Here is a 13,169-nt window from a genome sequence, read left to right on the forward strand (position 1 = left end):
CAGCGCGAGGGTGACGGGCGCGCGGTTTCCCGTCCCCGGCGGAGGATCCCCCTTGGACCCTCCGACCGTTTCCCCGCTCCCCGGCCTCCGGGGGGCACTCAACCCCAAGGGGAGAGAAACATGGCTGAGACGCAGGCCGCCAAGCGGCTTCGTGAGTACGAGACCATCTTCCTGGTCAAGCCGGACCTCACCGACGACAACGTGGACAAGCTCAAGGAGCGCGTGCGCGGCATCGTCGGCCGTGAGGGTGGCAAGGTCATCCGCTTCACGGTGTGGGGCAAGAAGAAGACGCTCTACCCCATCGCCAAGCAGCCCCGCGCCATCTACGTCCACGCCCACTACCTGGGCGGCACCAAGATCGTGGCCGAGGTGGAGCGCAACCTCCGCAACTTCGACGAGGTCACGCGCTACCTGTCCACCAAGCTGGCGGACGAGGTGGATCCCGAGAGCCGTCCGGTGCTCGAGGACGTGAAGCTCGCCGGTGACGTCGAGGAGACCCGTCCGGGCGTGGCCCCCGCGCAGGATCGCGGCGTGGTCGAGGATGCGGGCGAGGCTGAGGAGGAGAGCACCGAGGAGGCGTGAGCCCCTTGGTCCTCCACGGACCCCTACCAGAGAAGAGAGAACGCTCAATGATTGGCAACAGCGACAGGAATGCGTCCCGCGGTGGTGGCGACCGGGATCGGGACAGGGATCGGGACGGCGGCGGCCGGGGTGGTGGCGCCGGGGGCGATGACGAGAAGCGTGGCGGTGGCCGCGGCTTTGGCCGCAAGAAGGTGTGCCGCTTCTGCGCCGAGAAGAACGCCCAGGTGGACTTCAAGGATCAGGCGACGCTGAAGTACTTCGTCACCGAGCGCGGCAAGATCATCCCCCGCCGCATCTCCGGCAACTGCGCCAAGCACCAGCGCGAGGTGGCCACGGCCATCAAGCGCGCTCGTGGCCTGGCGTTGCTCCCCTACAACGCGATGGTCGGCTAGTCCCCTCGCCCGCACCAACGGAGACATTCAATGAAGGTCATTCTTCGTGAGGACGTCGCGAACCTGGGCAAGTCCGGTGAGCTCGTGACGGTGAAGGACGGCTTCGGCCGGAACTACCTGCTGCCGCGCAAGATGGCGGTGCTCGCCACCGAGCAGAACGTGCGTCAGCTCGAGCACGAGCGCGCGGTCATCGCGGCGCGCAACGTCAAGCTCAAGGGCGCCGCAGAGGAGCAGGCCAAGAAGCTCGGCTCGGTGAAGGTCACCATCCGCCGCAAGGTGGGTGAGCAGGACAAGCTGTACGGCTCCGTCACCGTGCTGGACATCGCCGAGGCGCTCGCCGCCCAGGGCCAGACGGTGGACCGCCGCCAGCTGCACCTGGCCGAGCCCATCAAGGCCACCGGTCAGTACGAGGTGGAGCTGCGCCTGCACCGCGAGGTGACGGCGAAGATCAAGGTCGAGGTCCAGGCGGAGGCGTAAAGCCCCCCCTGACATCGCGTGAAGCACCGAGGGCCGTCCGGGTTCACTCCCGGGCGGCCCTCCGCTTTTTCGGGAGCGGGCACCCGGGCACGTGTCAGGGGTGGCTGCCAGGGTTGCGCCACACGTCTGTAGCGCGGAGACTGGCCGGACAACATGGACAACATCCTCGACATTCGGACGGGAACGCGGCGGGGCCACGAGGATCTGGCCGCCGAGCGCGCGGTGCTGGGCGCCGTGCTCGCGGACAACAGCATCTTCGCCAGCCTCGCGGAGGTGGTGAGCACGGACGACTTCGCCAGTCCCGCGCACGCCCAGATCTTCGCCGCGATGATCAAGCTGGATGGCTCCAGCCGCCAGGTGGATCACCTCACCCTGGCCGAGGAACTCAAGGTGCTCGGCCAGCTCGCCGCGGTGGGCGGCCCCGCGTACCTGATGAGCCTGGACCAGGTGGTGCCCGTGCCGGGCAACGCCATCCAGTACGCACAGATCGTCAAGGATCAGGCCATCCGGCGGCGCCTGGCGGGCGTGGGCCGGGAGATCCAGGAGCTGGCCAGCCAGGAGACGGGCGAGCTGGAGGTGCTGCTCGACGAGGCCGAGCGCAAGGTGTTCCTCCTGGCGGAGAAGAAGCGCGAGGGCGACCTGCGGCCCGTGAGCGAGCTGATGGAGCACACGCTCGACTTGCTCGACAAGATGAAGACCGCGACGACGGGCATCACCGGCCTGTCCACGGGCTACGTCGATCTGGACAACCAGCTCACGGGCCTGCACCCCGGCGAGCTCATCATCCTCGCAGCGCGCCCCGGCGTGGGCAAGACGTCCTTCGCGATGAACATCGCCACCCACGTGGCGCTCCAGGAGGAGGCCAGGGCGGCGGCCATCTTCAGCCTGGAAATGCCCGCGGATCAGCTCCTCATGCGTCTGCTCGCCTCGTGCGCGCGCGTGGACATGAAGAAGCTGCGCGGCGGCCGGCTCACGCCCCACGACGAGGAGAAGTTCCAGGAGATGGCGGGCAAGCTCTACAACGCCCCGCTCTACATCGACGACTCGGGTGGCCTGTCCCCGTTCGATCTGCGCGCCAAGGCGCGGCGGCTCAAGCAGAGGGATCCCCGGCTGTCGCTCATCATCATCGACTACCTCCAGCTCATGCACCAGAAGGGCAAGGTGGAGAGCCGCCAGCTGGAAATCTCGGAGATCTCCCGCTCGCTCAAGCAGCTCTCCAAGGAGCTGGAGGTGCCCATCATCGCGCTCAGCCAGCTCAGCCGTAAGGTGGAGGAGCGCAAGGGCGGCAAGCCCATGCTCTCGGACCTGCGCGAGTCGGGCGCCATCGAGCAGGACGCGGACGTGGTGATGTTCATCCACCGCGAGGATCAGGGCGAGGGCGAGGGCGGAGGCGAGGTGCGCACGAGCAGCGCCATCCCCGTGCAGCTCGTCATCGCCAAGCAGCGCAACGGTCCCATCGGGGACATCGATCTCGTCTTCCTCGCCGAGTACACGCGCTTCGAGAGCCGGGCGCGCATGGAGTGAAGACGGGCCGAGGCGTCCAGCGGCGCCGCCTTCGCCACGGCGTGCGCGGCGTGGTGGGCCCACGGGGGCTCAGACCACGAGCAGGAGCTGGACCCGCCGCAGCCCCTTCTCGAGTTGTCGGGCCAGGGACTCAGGCGTGTCTCCGGACTCACACCAGGCGTCGATGGCCTCCAGTTCCCACTCCTCGTAGATGCCCTCGCCCTCGAAGCCGGGAATGAAGCCCTCGCGGATGGCCTGCTGCAGGCCCCCGAGCGGCCCCAGGAGGACCACGTTGCCCAGGCCGAACAGCCGCAGGGGCGTGCCACACGTCTCCAGCGCCGCGTTCAACAGGGCCAGCACGGCGTTGAGGTTGTAGAACTCGGAGCTGTCGTGGAACGTGACGCCGTAGCGGCGCCCCCCATGGGTGAGGCGCAGCGTGTAGCGGTACGCCACGCCCCTGCCCTCCCGGTCCTCCTCCCCGAAGTACGGCCCCCACCCCTCCCCCGCCAGGTCTCCCTGGCCCGGCAGCACCTGGGAGAACCGGGCCCCGGCCAGCCACGGCGAGACGAGCGGCAGCAGCTCCTCCATCAAGCGTGAATGATCGACGGGGAACTCGCCCGCGTCGGGCTCGAACACATACCCGCGCCCCAGGCGCATGAAGCTCTCGTCCCAGTACTCATCGGGCCAGGAGGCATACACGGGGGCAACGGCGTCGGCGGGCGGCAGTTGGAGCAGCTCGCGCAGGCGTTGTTCTTTCGGGGCCATGTCCTCTCACCATGCTCGGCCCCGCATGTCTGCCATGCAGGTCTGACAGCACGGTGAGCGGCGCGCTCAGCGGCGGTGCTCGCGCGACTTCTGCACCAGCAACCGGAAGATGCCCATGCTCAGGGGAATCGTCTGGAGCATCAGCTCCGGGTGCCACTGCACACCCAGCGCGAAGACGTGCTGCGGCGACTCGATGGCTTCCACCACCCCATCGGGCGCCGTCGCGCTCACCACCACCTGCTCGCCCAGCTTCGACACCGCCTGATGATGGGTGGAGTTCACCATGAGCTGACCCCGGCCGAGCGCCTCCGACAGGTGCGTGCCATCGCGCACCTCCACGGGGTGCTGCGGCTGGGTGCGGTCATGCGTCTGCTGGTGCGAATTCGCGCCGGGCACCTCGAGGCCGATGTCCTGGAACAGCGTGCCGCCCAGCACCACGTTGAGCAGCTGCATGCCCCCGCAGATGCCCAGCACCGGCATGTTGCGCTTGAGGGCCCCGCGCATCAGCGCCGTCTCGAACGCCGTGCGCGGCGGCTTCATCGGCCCCAGGCCCTCGCGCGCCGTCTCGCCATAGGCGTCCGGGGGAATGTCGAAGGCGCCTCCGGTGACCATCAGCCCGGAGATGCGGTCCAGGTAGGCCTCCACGCACGCCGCGTCGTCCGAGTACGGCAACACCAGGGGCAGCCCCCCCGCGCGCAGCACCGCCTCGGGGTAGGCCGCCCTCAGCTCGTAGCTGGGGAAGGCCGAATCCGGCCGGCTCGCGCTGAAGTCCGGGGTGATGCCGATATTGGGCCGGCGCGGAGCCTGACCATGGGTTTTATGAATCATACGCCTCTCGCGTCGAGGCTAGTCCCCTGGGTGCCCCTGTCAAAGGCAGCGCCTGACCGCCGCGCCGGCGCGCATACCCGCTGCGCGTCGTCACCCGGGAGGGACGGATCTCGTGGAAGTCGGGGAGGAAGGGGGGCGTTCATCGGCTCGGGAGGGGCGGGGGGTTGAGCGGCGTTGACAGGGGGGAGCCCTGCTATAAGGTGGCGCGCCCTTTTCCAAGAGATTCCGAGGAGTTGAGCATGGCAGACGCGATGGACCCCAAGCACCTCGACAAGCGCACGGTCGAGCGCTACCTGCGCAGCGGTCAGCTGGACGAGGCGTCGTACAAGCGCCACATCGAGGGCCTGCCGGACGTGGCCGAGAAGTCCGTGCCCGTGGAAACGTTGATGCAGGACGAGGACCTCGACGACGACTTCGAGGACGACGAGGACGAGGACGAGGGCGACGAGGACGAGGGCGACGAGGACGCCGAAGCCAACGAGTGAGCCCATGAGCGATGAGAAGCGCGGAGAGACCTTCGTGATGCGGGGCGAGCCGAAGCCGGGCGCGCCCGAGGCCCCCATCACCTTCAGCACCTTCCTCATCGGCCTCGCGTCCAGCGCCCTCATCCACCTGGGCGAGGCCCCCAACCCGGAGACGGGCAAGGCCGAGCGGGACCTGGTGCTCGCGCGCCAGAGCCTGGATCTGCTGGGGATGCTGCAGGAGAAGACCCGCGGCAACCTCACGGGCGAGGAAAAGCAGCTCTTCGACAACCTCCTCGCCGACCTGCGCCTGCGCTTCGTGGAGGCGAACAAACGGTGACGCCCCCCGCCGCACCCTCCCCCCAGAAGAGCCCCCTGCCGCGAGGCCTGCGCTTCGCGGCCTTCGTCTGTCTCGTGCTCTCCGCCTTCACGGGCTTCTTCGCCCTGAGCGAGTGCCTGGGGCTCAGCCAGCTCGAGGACACCCGGAACGCCGCCCACTTCTCCCTCGTGGGAGACCCGGTGCTCGACGCCCGCATCGCCAAGGCGCAACTCTCCGCGCTCCAGTCGCTGCGCGAGTCGCGCGCGCTCTTCCTCGGCGCCCTCTCCGTGGTGTGCTCGCTCGCCTTCGTGTCCGCCGGCCGGCTGCTGCGGCCCGACGGGCTCCCCCTGGAGCGGATGCGCCGGATGCTCGCGGGCTCCACCATCGCCGCCGCCCTGCTGCGCACCATCGACGGTGCCCAGGGCGCCGTGGTCGCCCGGCACATGGGCCCCATCATCGCCGACGCCCTGAAAACGCTCCCCGAGTTCCAGGGCTCCAGCGCCGCGCCCCTGGAAGTCATGGCCTGGCTGCTGCCCGCCACCACCATTGGCTTCACGGCCCTCATCGCCGGCTCCTTCGCCGTGCTCGGCCAGTACTTCCAGAGTGAGCGGGTGCGTCAGGCCATCAGCCTGCTCGACGGGCGCCTCGCCAAAGAGGACTAGCCCTCGGGCGGCGCGCTCAGGCGGCGATGCCGTGCAGCAGGTGCTCCAGGGACAACTCCGGCCCCGAGTCCTGGAGGCTCAACCGCGTCGGATTCATCTGGTGCAGTTGCAGCAACAGCTCCCGCTCCACCCCGAAGACCCACGCCAGGTGCCCCAGCGGCCAGCGCGCCTGCATCCGCGCGAACGCCGCGTCGTCGAACTCCCCGTCCACGCTCTCGGGAAGATCCACCGTGTCGTAGAACAGCCGCTCCCCGCCCACATGTTGCCCCCGGCCAAAGGCGAGCACTTCCTCGTACTCCTGGGGATCGTACACGTAGGTGTGCACGGTGACGCCGGTGGCGCGTGAGAGGGCTCGGGCGAGCGCGTGGTGGGTGCTGTACCAGTGGGCCCCCCGGCGTCCCGCCGTGAGGGCCGAGTCCAGGGCCAGACGGACGATCTTCCGCCGCGGATAGACGGACAGGGAGAGCACCGTGTCCGCCGGGGCGCCGTCCTCGACGAGCGCCTGCTGGGCGAGCGCCTTCAACGGCAGGCTGCCCAGCGACTCGACTCGAATGAGGTAACCGCCGTGCGATTCCAGTGGGTGCCCCCCAGGGTGTTCGGGCGGGCATATACCTGGACCGGGTGGGGAAGGCAACTCCCGGAGAGTCAGAAAATCCCTGAAAAACCCCCACGAGGCGTGAAAGGAGGACGGACAGGCGTTCCTTGCCAAGGGGGTCACGGCCCTTACGTTGAAGACATGCGACTCGACAAGTATACGGTGAAGGCCCAGGAGGCCATCCAGGAAGGTCAGTCTCTGGCCCGGCGTGCCGACAACCCGGACTACGAGCCGGAGCATCTCGCGGCGGCGTTGCTCGAACAGAAGGACGGCATCGTCGAGCCCCTGCTGCGCAAGATCGGCGTGGACGTGAAGCTCTTCGCGTCCCGGCTGGGCGAGGCGCTCCAGAAGCTGCCCCGCATGCAGGGAGGCGAGAGCGCGGTGGTGCGCCAGCGCCTGGCCAAGGTTTTCGACAAGGCGGAGGACGAGGCGAAGTCCCTCAAGGATGACTTCGTCTCCAGCGAGCACCTGCTGCTCGCCCTCACGCAGGACAAGGGGAACGTGGGCGAGGTGCTCAAGTCCTCCGGGGTGACGCGCGAGCGCGTCCTGTCCAGCATCAAGGAGGTGCGCGGTTCGGCCCGGGTGACGAGCCAGGACGCCGAGTCCACCTACCAGGCGCTGGAGAAGTACGGGCGCGATCTGACGGAGGCGGCCCGCTCCGGGAAGCTGGATCCCGTCATCGGCCGCGACGAGGAGATCCGCCGCTGCATCCAGGTGCTCAGCCGGCGCACGAAGAACAACCCGGTGCTCATCGGCGAGCCGGGCGTGGGCAAGACGGCCATCGCCGAGGGGCTCGCGCGGCGCATCGTCGACGGCGACGTGCCCGAGGGACTCAAGAACAAGCGGCTGGTGACGCTGGACCTGGGCAGCATGGTGGCCGGCGCCAAGTTCCGCGGTGAGTTCGAGGAGCGCCTCAAGGCGGTGCTCAAGGAAGTGGCCGACTCGGCCGGGGAGATCATCCTCTTCATCGACGAGCTGCACACCCTGGTGGGCGCCGGCAAGGCCGAGGGCTCCATGGACGCGGGCAACATGCTCAAGCCGGCGCTCGCGCGCGGTGAGCTGCACTGCCTGGGCGCCACCACGCTCGACGAGTACCGCAAGCACATCGAAAAGGACGCGGCGCTCGAGCGGCGCTTCCAGCCGGTGATGGTGGGCGAGCCCACGGTGCACGACACCATCAGCATCCTGCGTGGCCTCAAGGAGCGCTACGAGGTGCACCACGGCGTGCGCATCCAGGACTCGGCCCTCGTGGCGGCGGCGACGCTGTCCAACCGCTACATCTCCGACCGCTTCCTGCCCGACAAGGCCATCGATCTCGTGGACGAGGCGTGCAGCCGCCTGCGCATCGAGATCGACTCCATGCCCACGGAGATCGACGACATCCGCCGCAAGATGACCCAGCTGGAGATCGAGCGCGAGGGCCTGCGCAAGGAGACGGATCCCCACTCGAAGGAGCGGCTCTCGAAGATCGAACAGGAGCTGGCCAACCTCAGCGAGAACTTCACCGCGCTCAAGGCCCACTGGGACTCGGAGAAGAAGGCCATCGCCAGCATCCGCGAGAAGAAGGAGAAGCTCGAGAAGGCCAAGAACGATCAGGCCGCGGCCGAGCGCCAGGGCGACTTCAACAAGGCCGCCGAGGTGAAGTACGGCCTCATCCCCTCCCTGGAGAAGGAGATCGCCCAGGGCAACGCGCAGATGGCCGAGCTCCAGAAGAGCCACAAGTTCCTCAAGGAGGAAGTGGACGCGGAGGACATCGCGCAGGTGGTGGCCAAGTGGACCCACATCCCCGTCTCCAAGCTCCTGGAGGGCGAGGTGCAGAAGCTCATCCACATGGAGGACCGGCTCGCCCAGCGCGTCATCGGTCAGCGCAGCGCCATCGAGGCGGTGAGCAACGCCGTGCGCCGCGCGCGCTCGGGCCTGCAGGATCCCAACCGCCCCATCGGCTCGTTCATCTTCCTGGGCCCCACGGGCGTGGGCAAGACGGAGACGGCCAAGGCGCTCGCGGAGTTCCTCTTCGATGACGACACCGCCATGGTGCGCATCGACATGTCCGAGTACATGGAGAAGCACTCCGTGGCCCGCCTGGTGGGCGCGCCTCCGGGCTACGTCGGCTACGACGAGGGTGGCCAGCTCACCGAGGCCGTGCGCCGCCGTCCGTACACCGTCATCCTCTTCGACGAGATCGAGAAGGCCCACCCGGACGTCTTCAACATCCTGCTGCAACTGCTCGACGAGGGCCGGCTGACGGACAGCCAGGGGCGCACCGTGGACTTCAAGAACACGGTGCTCATCATGACGAGCAACATCGGCTCGCAGGCGCTGCAGGACGGCATGGCGGGCAAGGACGAGCTGGACGAGCGCACGCGCGAGGACGTGCTGGGCATCCTGCGCCAGCACTTCCGCCCGGAGTTCCTCAACCGCGTGGACGAGATCATCCTCTTCGAGCCGCTGCGCAAGCGCGACATCCAGCGCATCGTGGACATCCAGGTGGGGCGCCTGCAGAAGCTGCTCGCGGACAAGCGGCTCACCCTGTCGCTCACGGACAAGGCCGCGGCGGTGCTCGCCGAGCGCGGCTACGATCCGGTGTACGGAGCGCGTCCGCTCAAGCGCGCCATCCAGAAGCACCTGATGGATCCGCTGGCGCGCAAGGTGCTCGGCGGCGACTACTCTCCCGGGGAGCACATCCTCGTGGACGCGGACAAGGACGGCCTGACCTTCGGCAAGGGCGAAGCGAAGGCGGCCTGAGCCCCGGGCGCTCGTCCCGGGCGCCCTTCCCCGCCCCGCACGGTGCTCGCACCGTGTGGGGCGGAGCCGTTTCTAGCCCTTGACGGCTCCCGCCATGAGGCCGGAGACGATGCTGCGCTGGAAGATGAGCACCAGGACGATGAGCGGCACCGTCACGATGACGGATGCCGCCATGATGAGGCCCCAGGGCGACTCGAACTGGCTGGCGCCACTCATCAGCGCGATGGCCACCGGCACCGTGCGCGATTCCTGATCCATCGTGAACGTCAGCGCGAAGATGAACTCGTTCCACGCCGCGATGAAGGCGAGCAGGCCCGTCGTCACCAGCGCCGGCCGCAGGAGCGGCAGGAAGACGTGCATGCAGACGACCCAGGGCGTGGCGCCATCCACCACCGCCGCCTCCTCCAGCTCCTTGGGCAGCTCGCGCATGAACGTCGTCAACACCCACACGGTGAACGGCAACGTGAAGAGCATGTATGACAGCGTCAGCCCAGGCAGCTTGTTGTATAGCCCCAGGGCGCGGATGAGTTCGAACATGCCGGAGAGCACCGCGATCTGCGGGAACATCGACACGCCGAGGATCATCAGCATGAGCGGGGTGCGCCCCCGGAAGCGGATGCGCGCCAGGGCGAAGGCGGCGGTGATCGCCAGGAAGAGCGACACGATCACCACCGAGCTGGCCACCAGCACCGAGTTGAGCAGGTTGCGGCCAAAGGGCTGCTCGGTGAAGACCGCGACGTAGTTGTGCCACGCCGGCTTCTTGGGCCACCACTCCACCTGGAAGAGCGCGCTGCCCTCCTTGAGCGACGACACCACCGCCCAATAGAAGGGGAAGAGCGTGTAGAAGGTGATGACCGTCACCAACACCCCGAACGCGATCCGCTTCAACCACCCCAGGGCCGGGCTCATGCGGCCTCCTGAATCACCGCGTCACGGCCCAGCACCATGTAGATGATGGTGAAGAGCGCAATGAGCGCGAAGAGCAGCGTCGCCGCCGCCGCTCCCGGCCCCAGATCCTGGAACTCGAACATCTGCTGCCGGGCATAGACGGCCATGGACATGGACTCGGCGCTGTTGCTCGTGAGCACGTAGAACAGATCGAACACCCGCAGGGCGTCGAGCACGCGGAAGATGATGGCCACCAGCATCGGCCCCCGGATGAGCGGCAGGGTAATCCGGAAGAAGACGAGCACCGGGTGGGCCCCGTCCAGGCGCGCCGCCTCGTAGAGCTCGTCCGGCAGCATCTGCAGCGCCGCGAGCAGGAGCAGCGTCATGAACGGCGTCGTCTTCCACACGTCCACCGCGATGATGGCGGCCATGGACAGATCCGGATCCACCGTCCAGGCGATGGGCTCGGAAATCAATCCGACGTACAGAAACATCTCGTTGATGACGCCGTACTGGTCGTTGAACATCCACCCCCACATCTTCGCGGACACCACCGTGGGAATGGCCCACGGCACCAACACCGCCGCCCGCAACACGCCCCGACCCCGGAAGCGGCTGTTGAGCGTGAGCGCGATGATCATCCCCAGCACCGTCTCCAGCGTCACGGAGACCCCGGTGAACAGGAACGTGTTGCGCACCGAGCGCCACCAGCTCTCATCCTCCATGACCACGACGAAGTTCTCCAGGCCGACGAACTCGGGTGGCTCGTTGGCGGCGAAACTGACGTTGGTGAAGGCGAACCAGAAGGTCCGCAAGAGAGGCCACCCCGCCACTCCCGCCAACACGACGAGCGTGGGCAACAGGAACAGCCACGCCGCCCGCACACGCTGCCGGGCCAGCATCGAACTCGGGCTCGGCGCGGAGCCCTCGGAGGTTGGAAGGGTTGATGCCTTTGTGCCGCTGTCCGCCATACTCAACACGTCCCCTCGTGGATCATCAATGTTTTACAAGTCAAGAATTCAGCCATGTCGTCCCCACCGTGGCCGCCCACCGCCGCCCTTCACCGCCACGGACCATAGGACTTCAAACCAACCAAGCCCAAGCCGATGGTGCGAGCCCCACCGGCTCATCCGCAGACAGTCATGAGCGCCGGACCCGCGGACTGCCGTTGGCGGGACGAGCCGAGTCGCTCCCTCGCGCCAATGGCCTTGCTCACACGTTTCAGCCTCCGAGTCCCTGCCCTGGCCGGTACTTTCCAACAGGAAAAATGGAGCGGCGGCCCCCTGGGGCACCCTCCGCCTGTCTCGCATTCGACGCCTGCCTCCGGTGGGAAGAACGACGCGTAGCAGCATCTCTAATTTTCTCGACAAACCCAACAACTTCGGTGTCAGAGTATGTGCAGCAGAGTATGAGCTGCCCTGCGGCCCCCTTGTGAGATTGACTTTATGACACTTGACTTCACCCCCACCCTGTCCCGCCTCTGGCGCGTCTGTCTGATGCTGTGCGTCATCGTCCTGGCGGCGGGCTCCACATCGGCGAACGCGAGCCTCCTGTATGACCGTCTCGAGATCTCCATGTACGGCCGCATGGGCGCCGCCTGGGATCCCTCCTCGGGTCGCTACATCCAGGGACAGCGCATGAACGTGACGGGCAGCGCCATCGGCGGCCGTCTCGAGGAAGGCGACTATCTCGAGCCCGCGATCAAGCTGCACCTGCTCGCGCCGAGCACGGACACGAGCGCGCCGTACGTGGACTTCGTCATCACCCCGTCCATGTACACCCAGAACGGCCTGTTCGCCGGCGCGCTGAGCAACAACGGCGACCCGCTCGTGATCGCGCTCTTCCAGGCGTACATGGAGGCGGGCAACATCCTCGTGCCCAACCTGCGGGTGTGGGGCGGCGCCCGGTTCTACCGCGGCACGGACGTGCACATCGCGGATATCTTCTACTTCAACAACCTGTCGGGACAGGGCGGTGGCGTGATGTACGGCCCGTTGGATCTGGCCATCATCATGCAGAGCGCGAACGCCACCAGCGGCCAGTACAACTTCGACGTGAACGGCGACGGGCGCATTGGCTCGGGAGACATCCGGCGCCAGCGCACCGTGTTCGTCGCGCAGTACGTGCACAAGCTCGAGGCCGGTCACTCCTTCCACGGTCTGGCGGAGCTGCACCTGCTGCCCGCCGCCAAGGTGCGGCGGGACGATGGCACCGAGGTCGGCCTCAACGCCGATATGGGCTGGGTGCTGGGCGCCAAGGCCCACTTCGACCTGGGCAACGGCTCCTTCAATGACATGTCCATCCGCTACGGCAGCCGTGCCGCCAGCGGCGCGCGCGGCGGTGCGCAGACGTTCTTCTCGTTCGGCGTGGCCAACGCCCAGGGCGTCTATGACGACTCCGCGGGCATCCAGGCCGTGGATCACTTCCTCTACAACTTCGGCAACGTCTTCAGCCTCAACGCCTACGCCATCCTGCACTGGAACCAGGGTCTGCGGAACCTGACCGCGGCCGAGGGCGGGCCCGGCACCACCGTGGGCAGCGCCATGGACTTCGGCGTGGGCGCCCGCGGCGAGTACTACTTCACCGACCACCTCCACCTCATCGGCGAGGTCCACTACCAGGGCGTCAAGCAGGCCGGAATCGCTGAAGGCAACCTGGCCACGGCCCTGAAGCTGACCATCGCGCCCACCTTCGTCCCGCTCGGCGGCCGCACCATGTGGGCCCGCCCCCACTTCCGCATCTTCTACACCGCCGCCTTCTACAACGATGCCGCGGCGATCGGCCTCGTCTCGCCCTACCAGCAGGTCGTGTCCGACAACGGTCGCCCGGTGAAGGTCGGCCACTACCTGGGCACGCGCGTGGAGTGGTGGTTCTAGTCGTCCCCGGGAAAGGCTCCCACGGCACCTGACCGTGGGAGTCGCTGCCCCCAAGGCCCGTCTCTTCCCGGCTCCG

14 protein-coding genes are annotated in these 13,169 nt (G+C 67.7%); 9 read left to right on the forward strand and 5 right to left on the reverse strand.

What is annotated here, in order from left to right; all coding sequences use genetic code 11:
* The first annotated feature begins 120 nt into the window (after window positions 1-120).
* The 4 genes from rpsF to dnaB all read left to right on the forward strand — a co-directional run bounded on the left by rpsF (window position 121) and on the right by dnaB (window position 2,975).
* Window positions 121-582 (forward strand): 30S ribosomal protein S6, encoded by a 462-nt coding sequence (gene rpsF / locus CYFUS_RS34880; RefSeq protein WP_095989154.1) that lies wholly within the window; start codon window positions 121-123, stop codon window positions 580-582.
* A 47-nt stretch (window positions 583-629) separates the two neighbouring features.
* A complete protein-coding gene (gene rpsR / locus CYFUS_RS34885; protein WP_095989155.1) occupies window positions 630-974 on the forward strand; it encodes a 30S ribosomal protein S18 in 345 nt (114 codons plus the stop codon).
* A gap of 30 nt (window positions 975-1,004) precedes the next feature.
* Entirely contained in the window at window positions 1,005-1,451 is a 447-nt protein-coding gene (gene rplI / locus CYFUS_RS34890; RefSeq protein ID WP_095989156.1) for a 50S ribosomal protein L9, read from the forward strand.
* Between the two features lie 153 nt (window positions 1,452-1,604).
* Entirely contained in the window at window positions 1,605-2,975 is a 1,371-nt protein-coding gene (dnaB, locus tag CYFUS_RS34895; protein WP_095989157.1) for a replicative DNA helicase, read from the forward strand.
* Window positions 2,976-3,044: 69 nt separating this feature from the next.
* Here dnaB and CYFUS_RS34900 read toward each other — a convergent pair whose 3' ends face one another.
* Window positions 3,045-3,719 carry a hypothetical protein gene (locus CYFUS_RS34900; protein ID WP_095989158.1) on the reverse strand — a complete coding sequence of 225 codons (675 nt, stop codon included), beginning with the start codon at window positions 3,717-3,719 and terminating at the stop codon, window positions 3,045-3,047.
* Window positions 3,720-3,785: 66 nt separating this feature from the next.
* Entirely contained in the window at window positions 3,786-4,547 is a 762-nt protein-coding gene (locus tag CYFUS_RS34905; RefSeq protein WP_095989159.1) for a gamma-glutamyl-gamma-aminobutyrate hydrolase family protein, read from the reverse strand.
* A 239-nt stretch (window positions 4,548-4,786) separates the two neighbouring features.
* On the opposite strand from CYFUS_RS34905, the gene CYFUS_RS34910 reads away from it, so the two are divergent.
* From CYFUS_RS34910 to CYFUS_RS34920, 3 genes are read left to right on the forward strand one after another with little or no spacing between them, the layout of a single operon-like run.
* Window positions 4,787-5,032, forward strand: a complete 246-nt coding sequence (locus tag CYFUS_RS34910) for a hypothetical protein (protein ID WP_095989160.1) — start codon at window positions 4,787-4,789, stop codon at window positions 5,030-5,032.
* 4 nt (window positions 5,033-5,036) lie between these two features.
* Window positions 5,037-5,348, forward strand: a complete 312-nt coding sequence (locus CYFUS_RS34915; protein WP_095989161.1) for a DUF1844 domain-containing protein — start codon at window positions 5,037-5,039, stop codon at window positions 5,346-5,348.
* On the forward strand, window positions 5,345-5,989 hold the full coding sequence (locus CYFUS_RS34920) for a hypothetical protein (RefSeq protein ID WP_095989162.1): 645 nt from the start codon (window positions 5,345-5,347) through the stop codon (window positions 5,987-5,989). The genes CYFUS_RS34915 and CYFUS_RS34920 overlap by 4 nt, the downstream gene beginning before the upstream one ends.
* A gap of 16 nt (window positions 5,990-6,005) precedes the next feature.
* Here the strand turns inward: CYFUS_RS34920 and CYFUS_RS34925 are convergent, their stop codons facing one another.
* Window positions 6,006-6,512, reverse strand: coding sequence for a hypothetical protein (locus tag CYFUS_RS34925; protein WP_095989163.1), 507 nt, complete (start codon window positions 6,510-6,512; stop codon window positions 6,006-6,008).
* A gap of 213 nt (window positions 6,513-6,725) precedes the next feature.
* Between CYFUS_RS34925 and clpB the strand changes: the two genes are divergently transcribed.
* Window positions 6,726-9,329, forward strand: a complete 2,604-nt coding sequence (gene clpB / locus CYFUS_RS34930) for an ATP-dependent chaperone ClpB (protein ID WP_095989164.1) — start codon at window positions 6,726-6,728, stop codon at window positions 9,327-9,329.
* Between the two features lie 72 nt (window positions 9,330-9,401).
* On the opposite strand, the gene CYFUS_RS34935 is transcribed toward clpB, so the two are convergent.
* Both CYFUS_RS34935 and CYFUS_RS34940 read right to left on the reverse strand, forming a co-directional pair.
* Window positions 9,402-10,238: a carbohydrate ABC transporter permease gene (locus CYFUS_RS34935; RefSeq protein WP_095989165.1), complete on the reverse strand. Its 837-nt coding sequence runs from the start codon at window positions 10,236-10,238 to the stop codon at window positions 9,402-9,404.
* Window positions 10,235-11,119, reverse strand: coding sequence for a carbohydrate ABC transporter permease (locus CYFUS_RS34940; protein WP_095989166.1), 885 nt, complete (start codon window positions 11,117-11,119; stop codon window positions 10,235-10,237). The genes CYFUS_RS34935 and CYFUS_RS34940 overlap by 4 nt, the downstream gene beginning before the upstream one ends.
* A gap of 543 nt (window positions 11,120-11,662) precedes the next feature.
* On the opposite strand from CYFUS_RS34940, the gene CYFUS_RS34945 reads away from it, so the two are divergent.
* Window positions 11,663-13,093, forward strand: a complete 1,431-nt coding sequence (locus tag CYFUS_RS34945) for a carbohydrate porin (protein ID WP_095989167.1) — start codon at window positions 11,663-11,665, stop codon at window positions 13,091-13,093.
* Window positions 13,094-13,169: the final 76 nt, after the last annotated feature.

The sequence above is a fragment of the Cystobacter fuscus genome (assembly GCF_002305875.1).
In the GTDB taxonomy this organism is placed as follows: Bacteria; Myxococcota; Myxococcia; order Myxococcales; family Myxococcaceae; genus Cystobacter; species Cystobacter fuscus_A.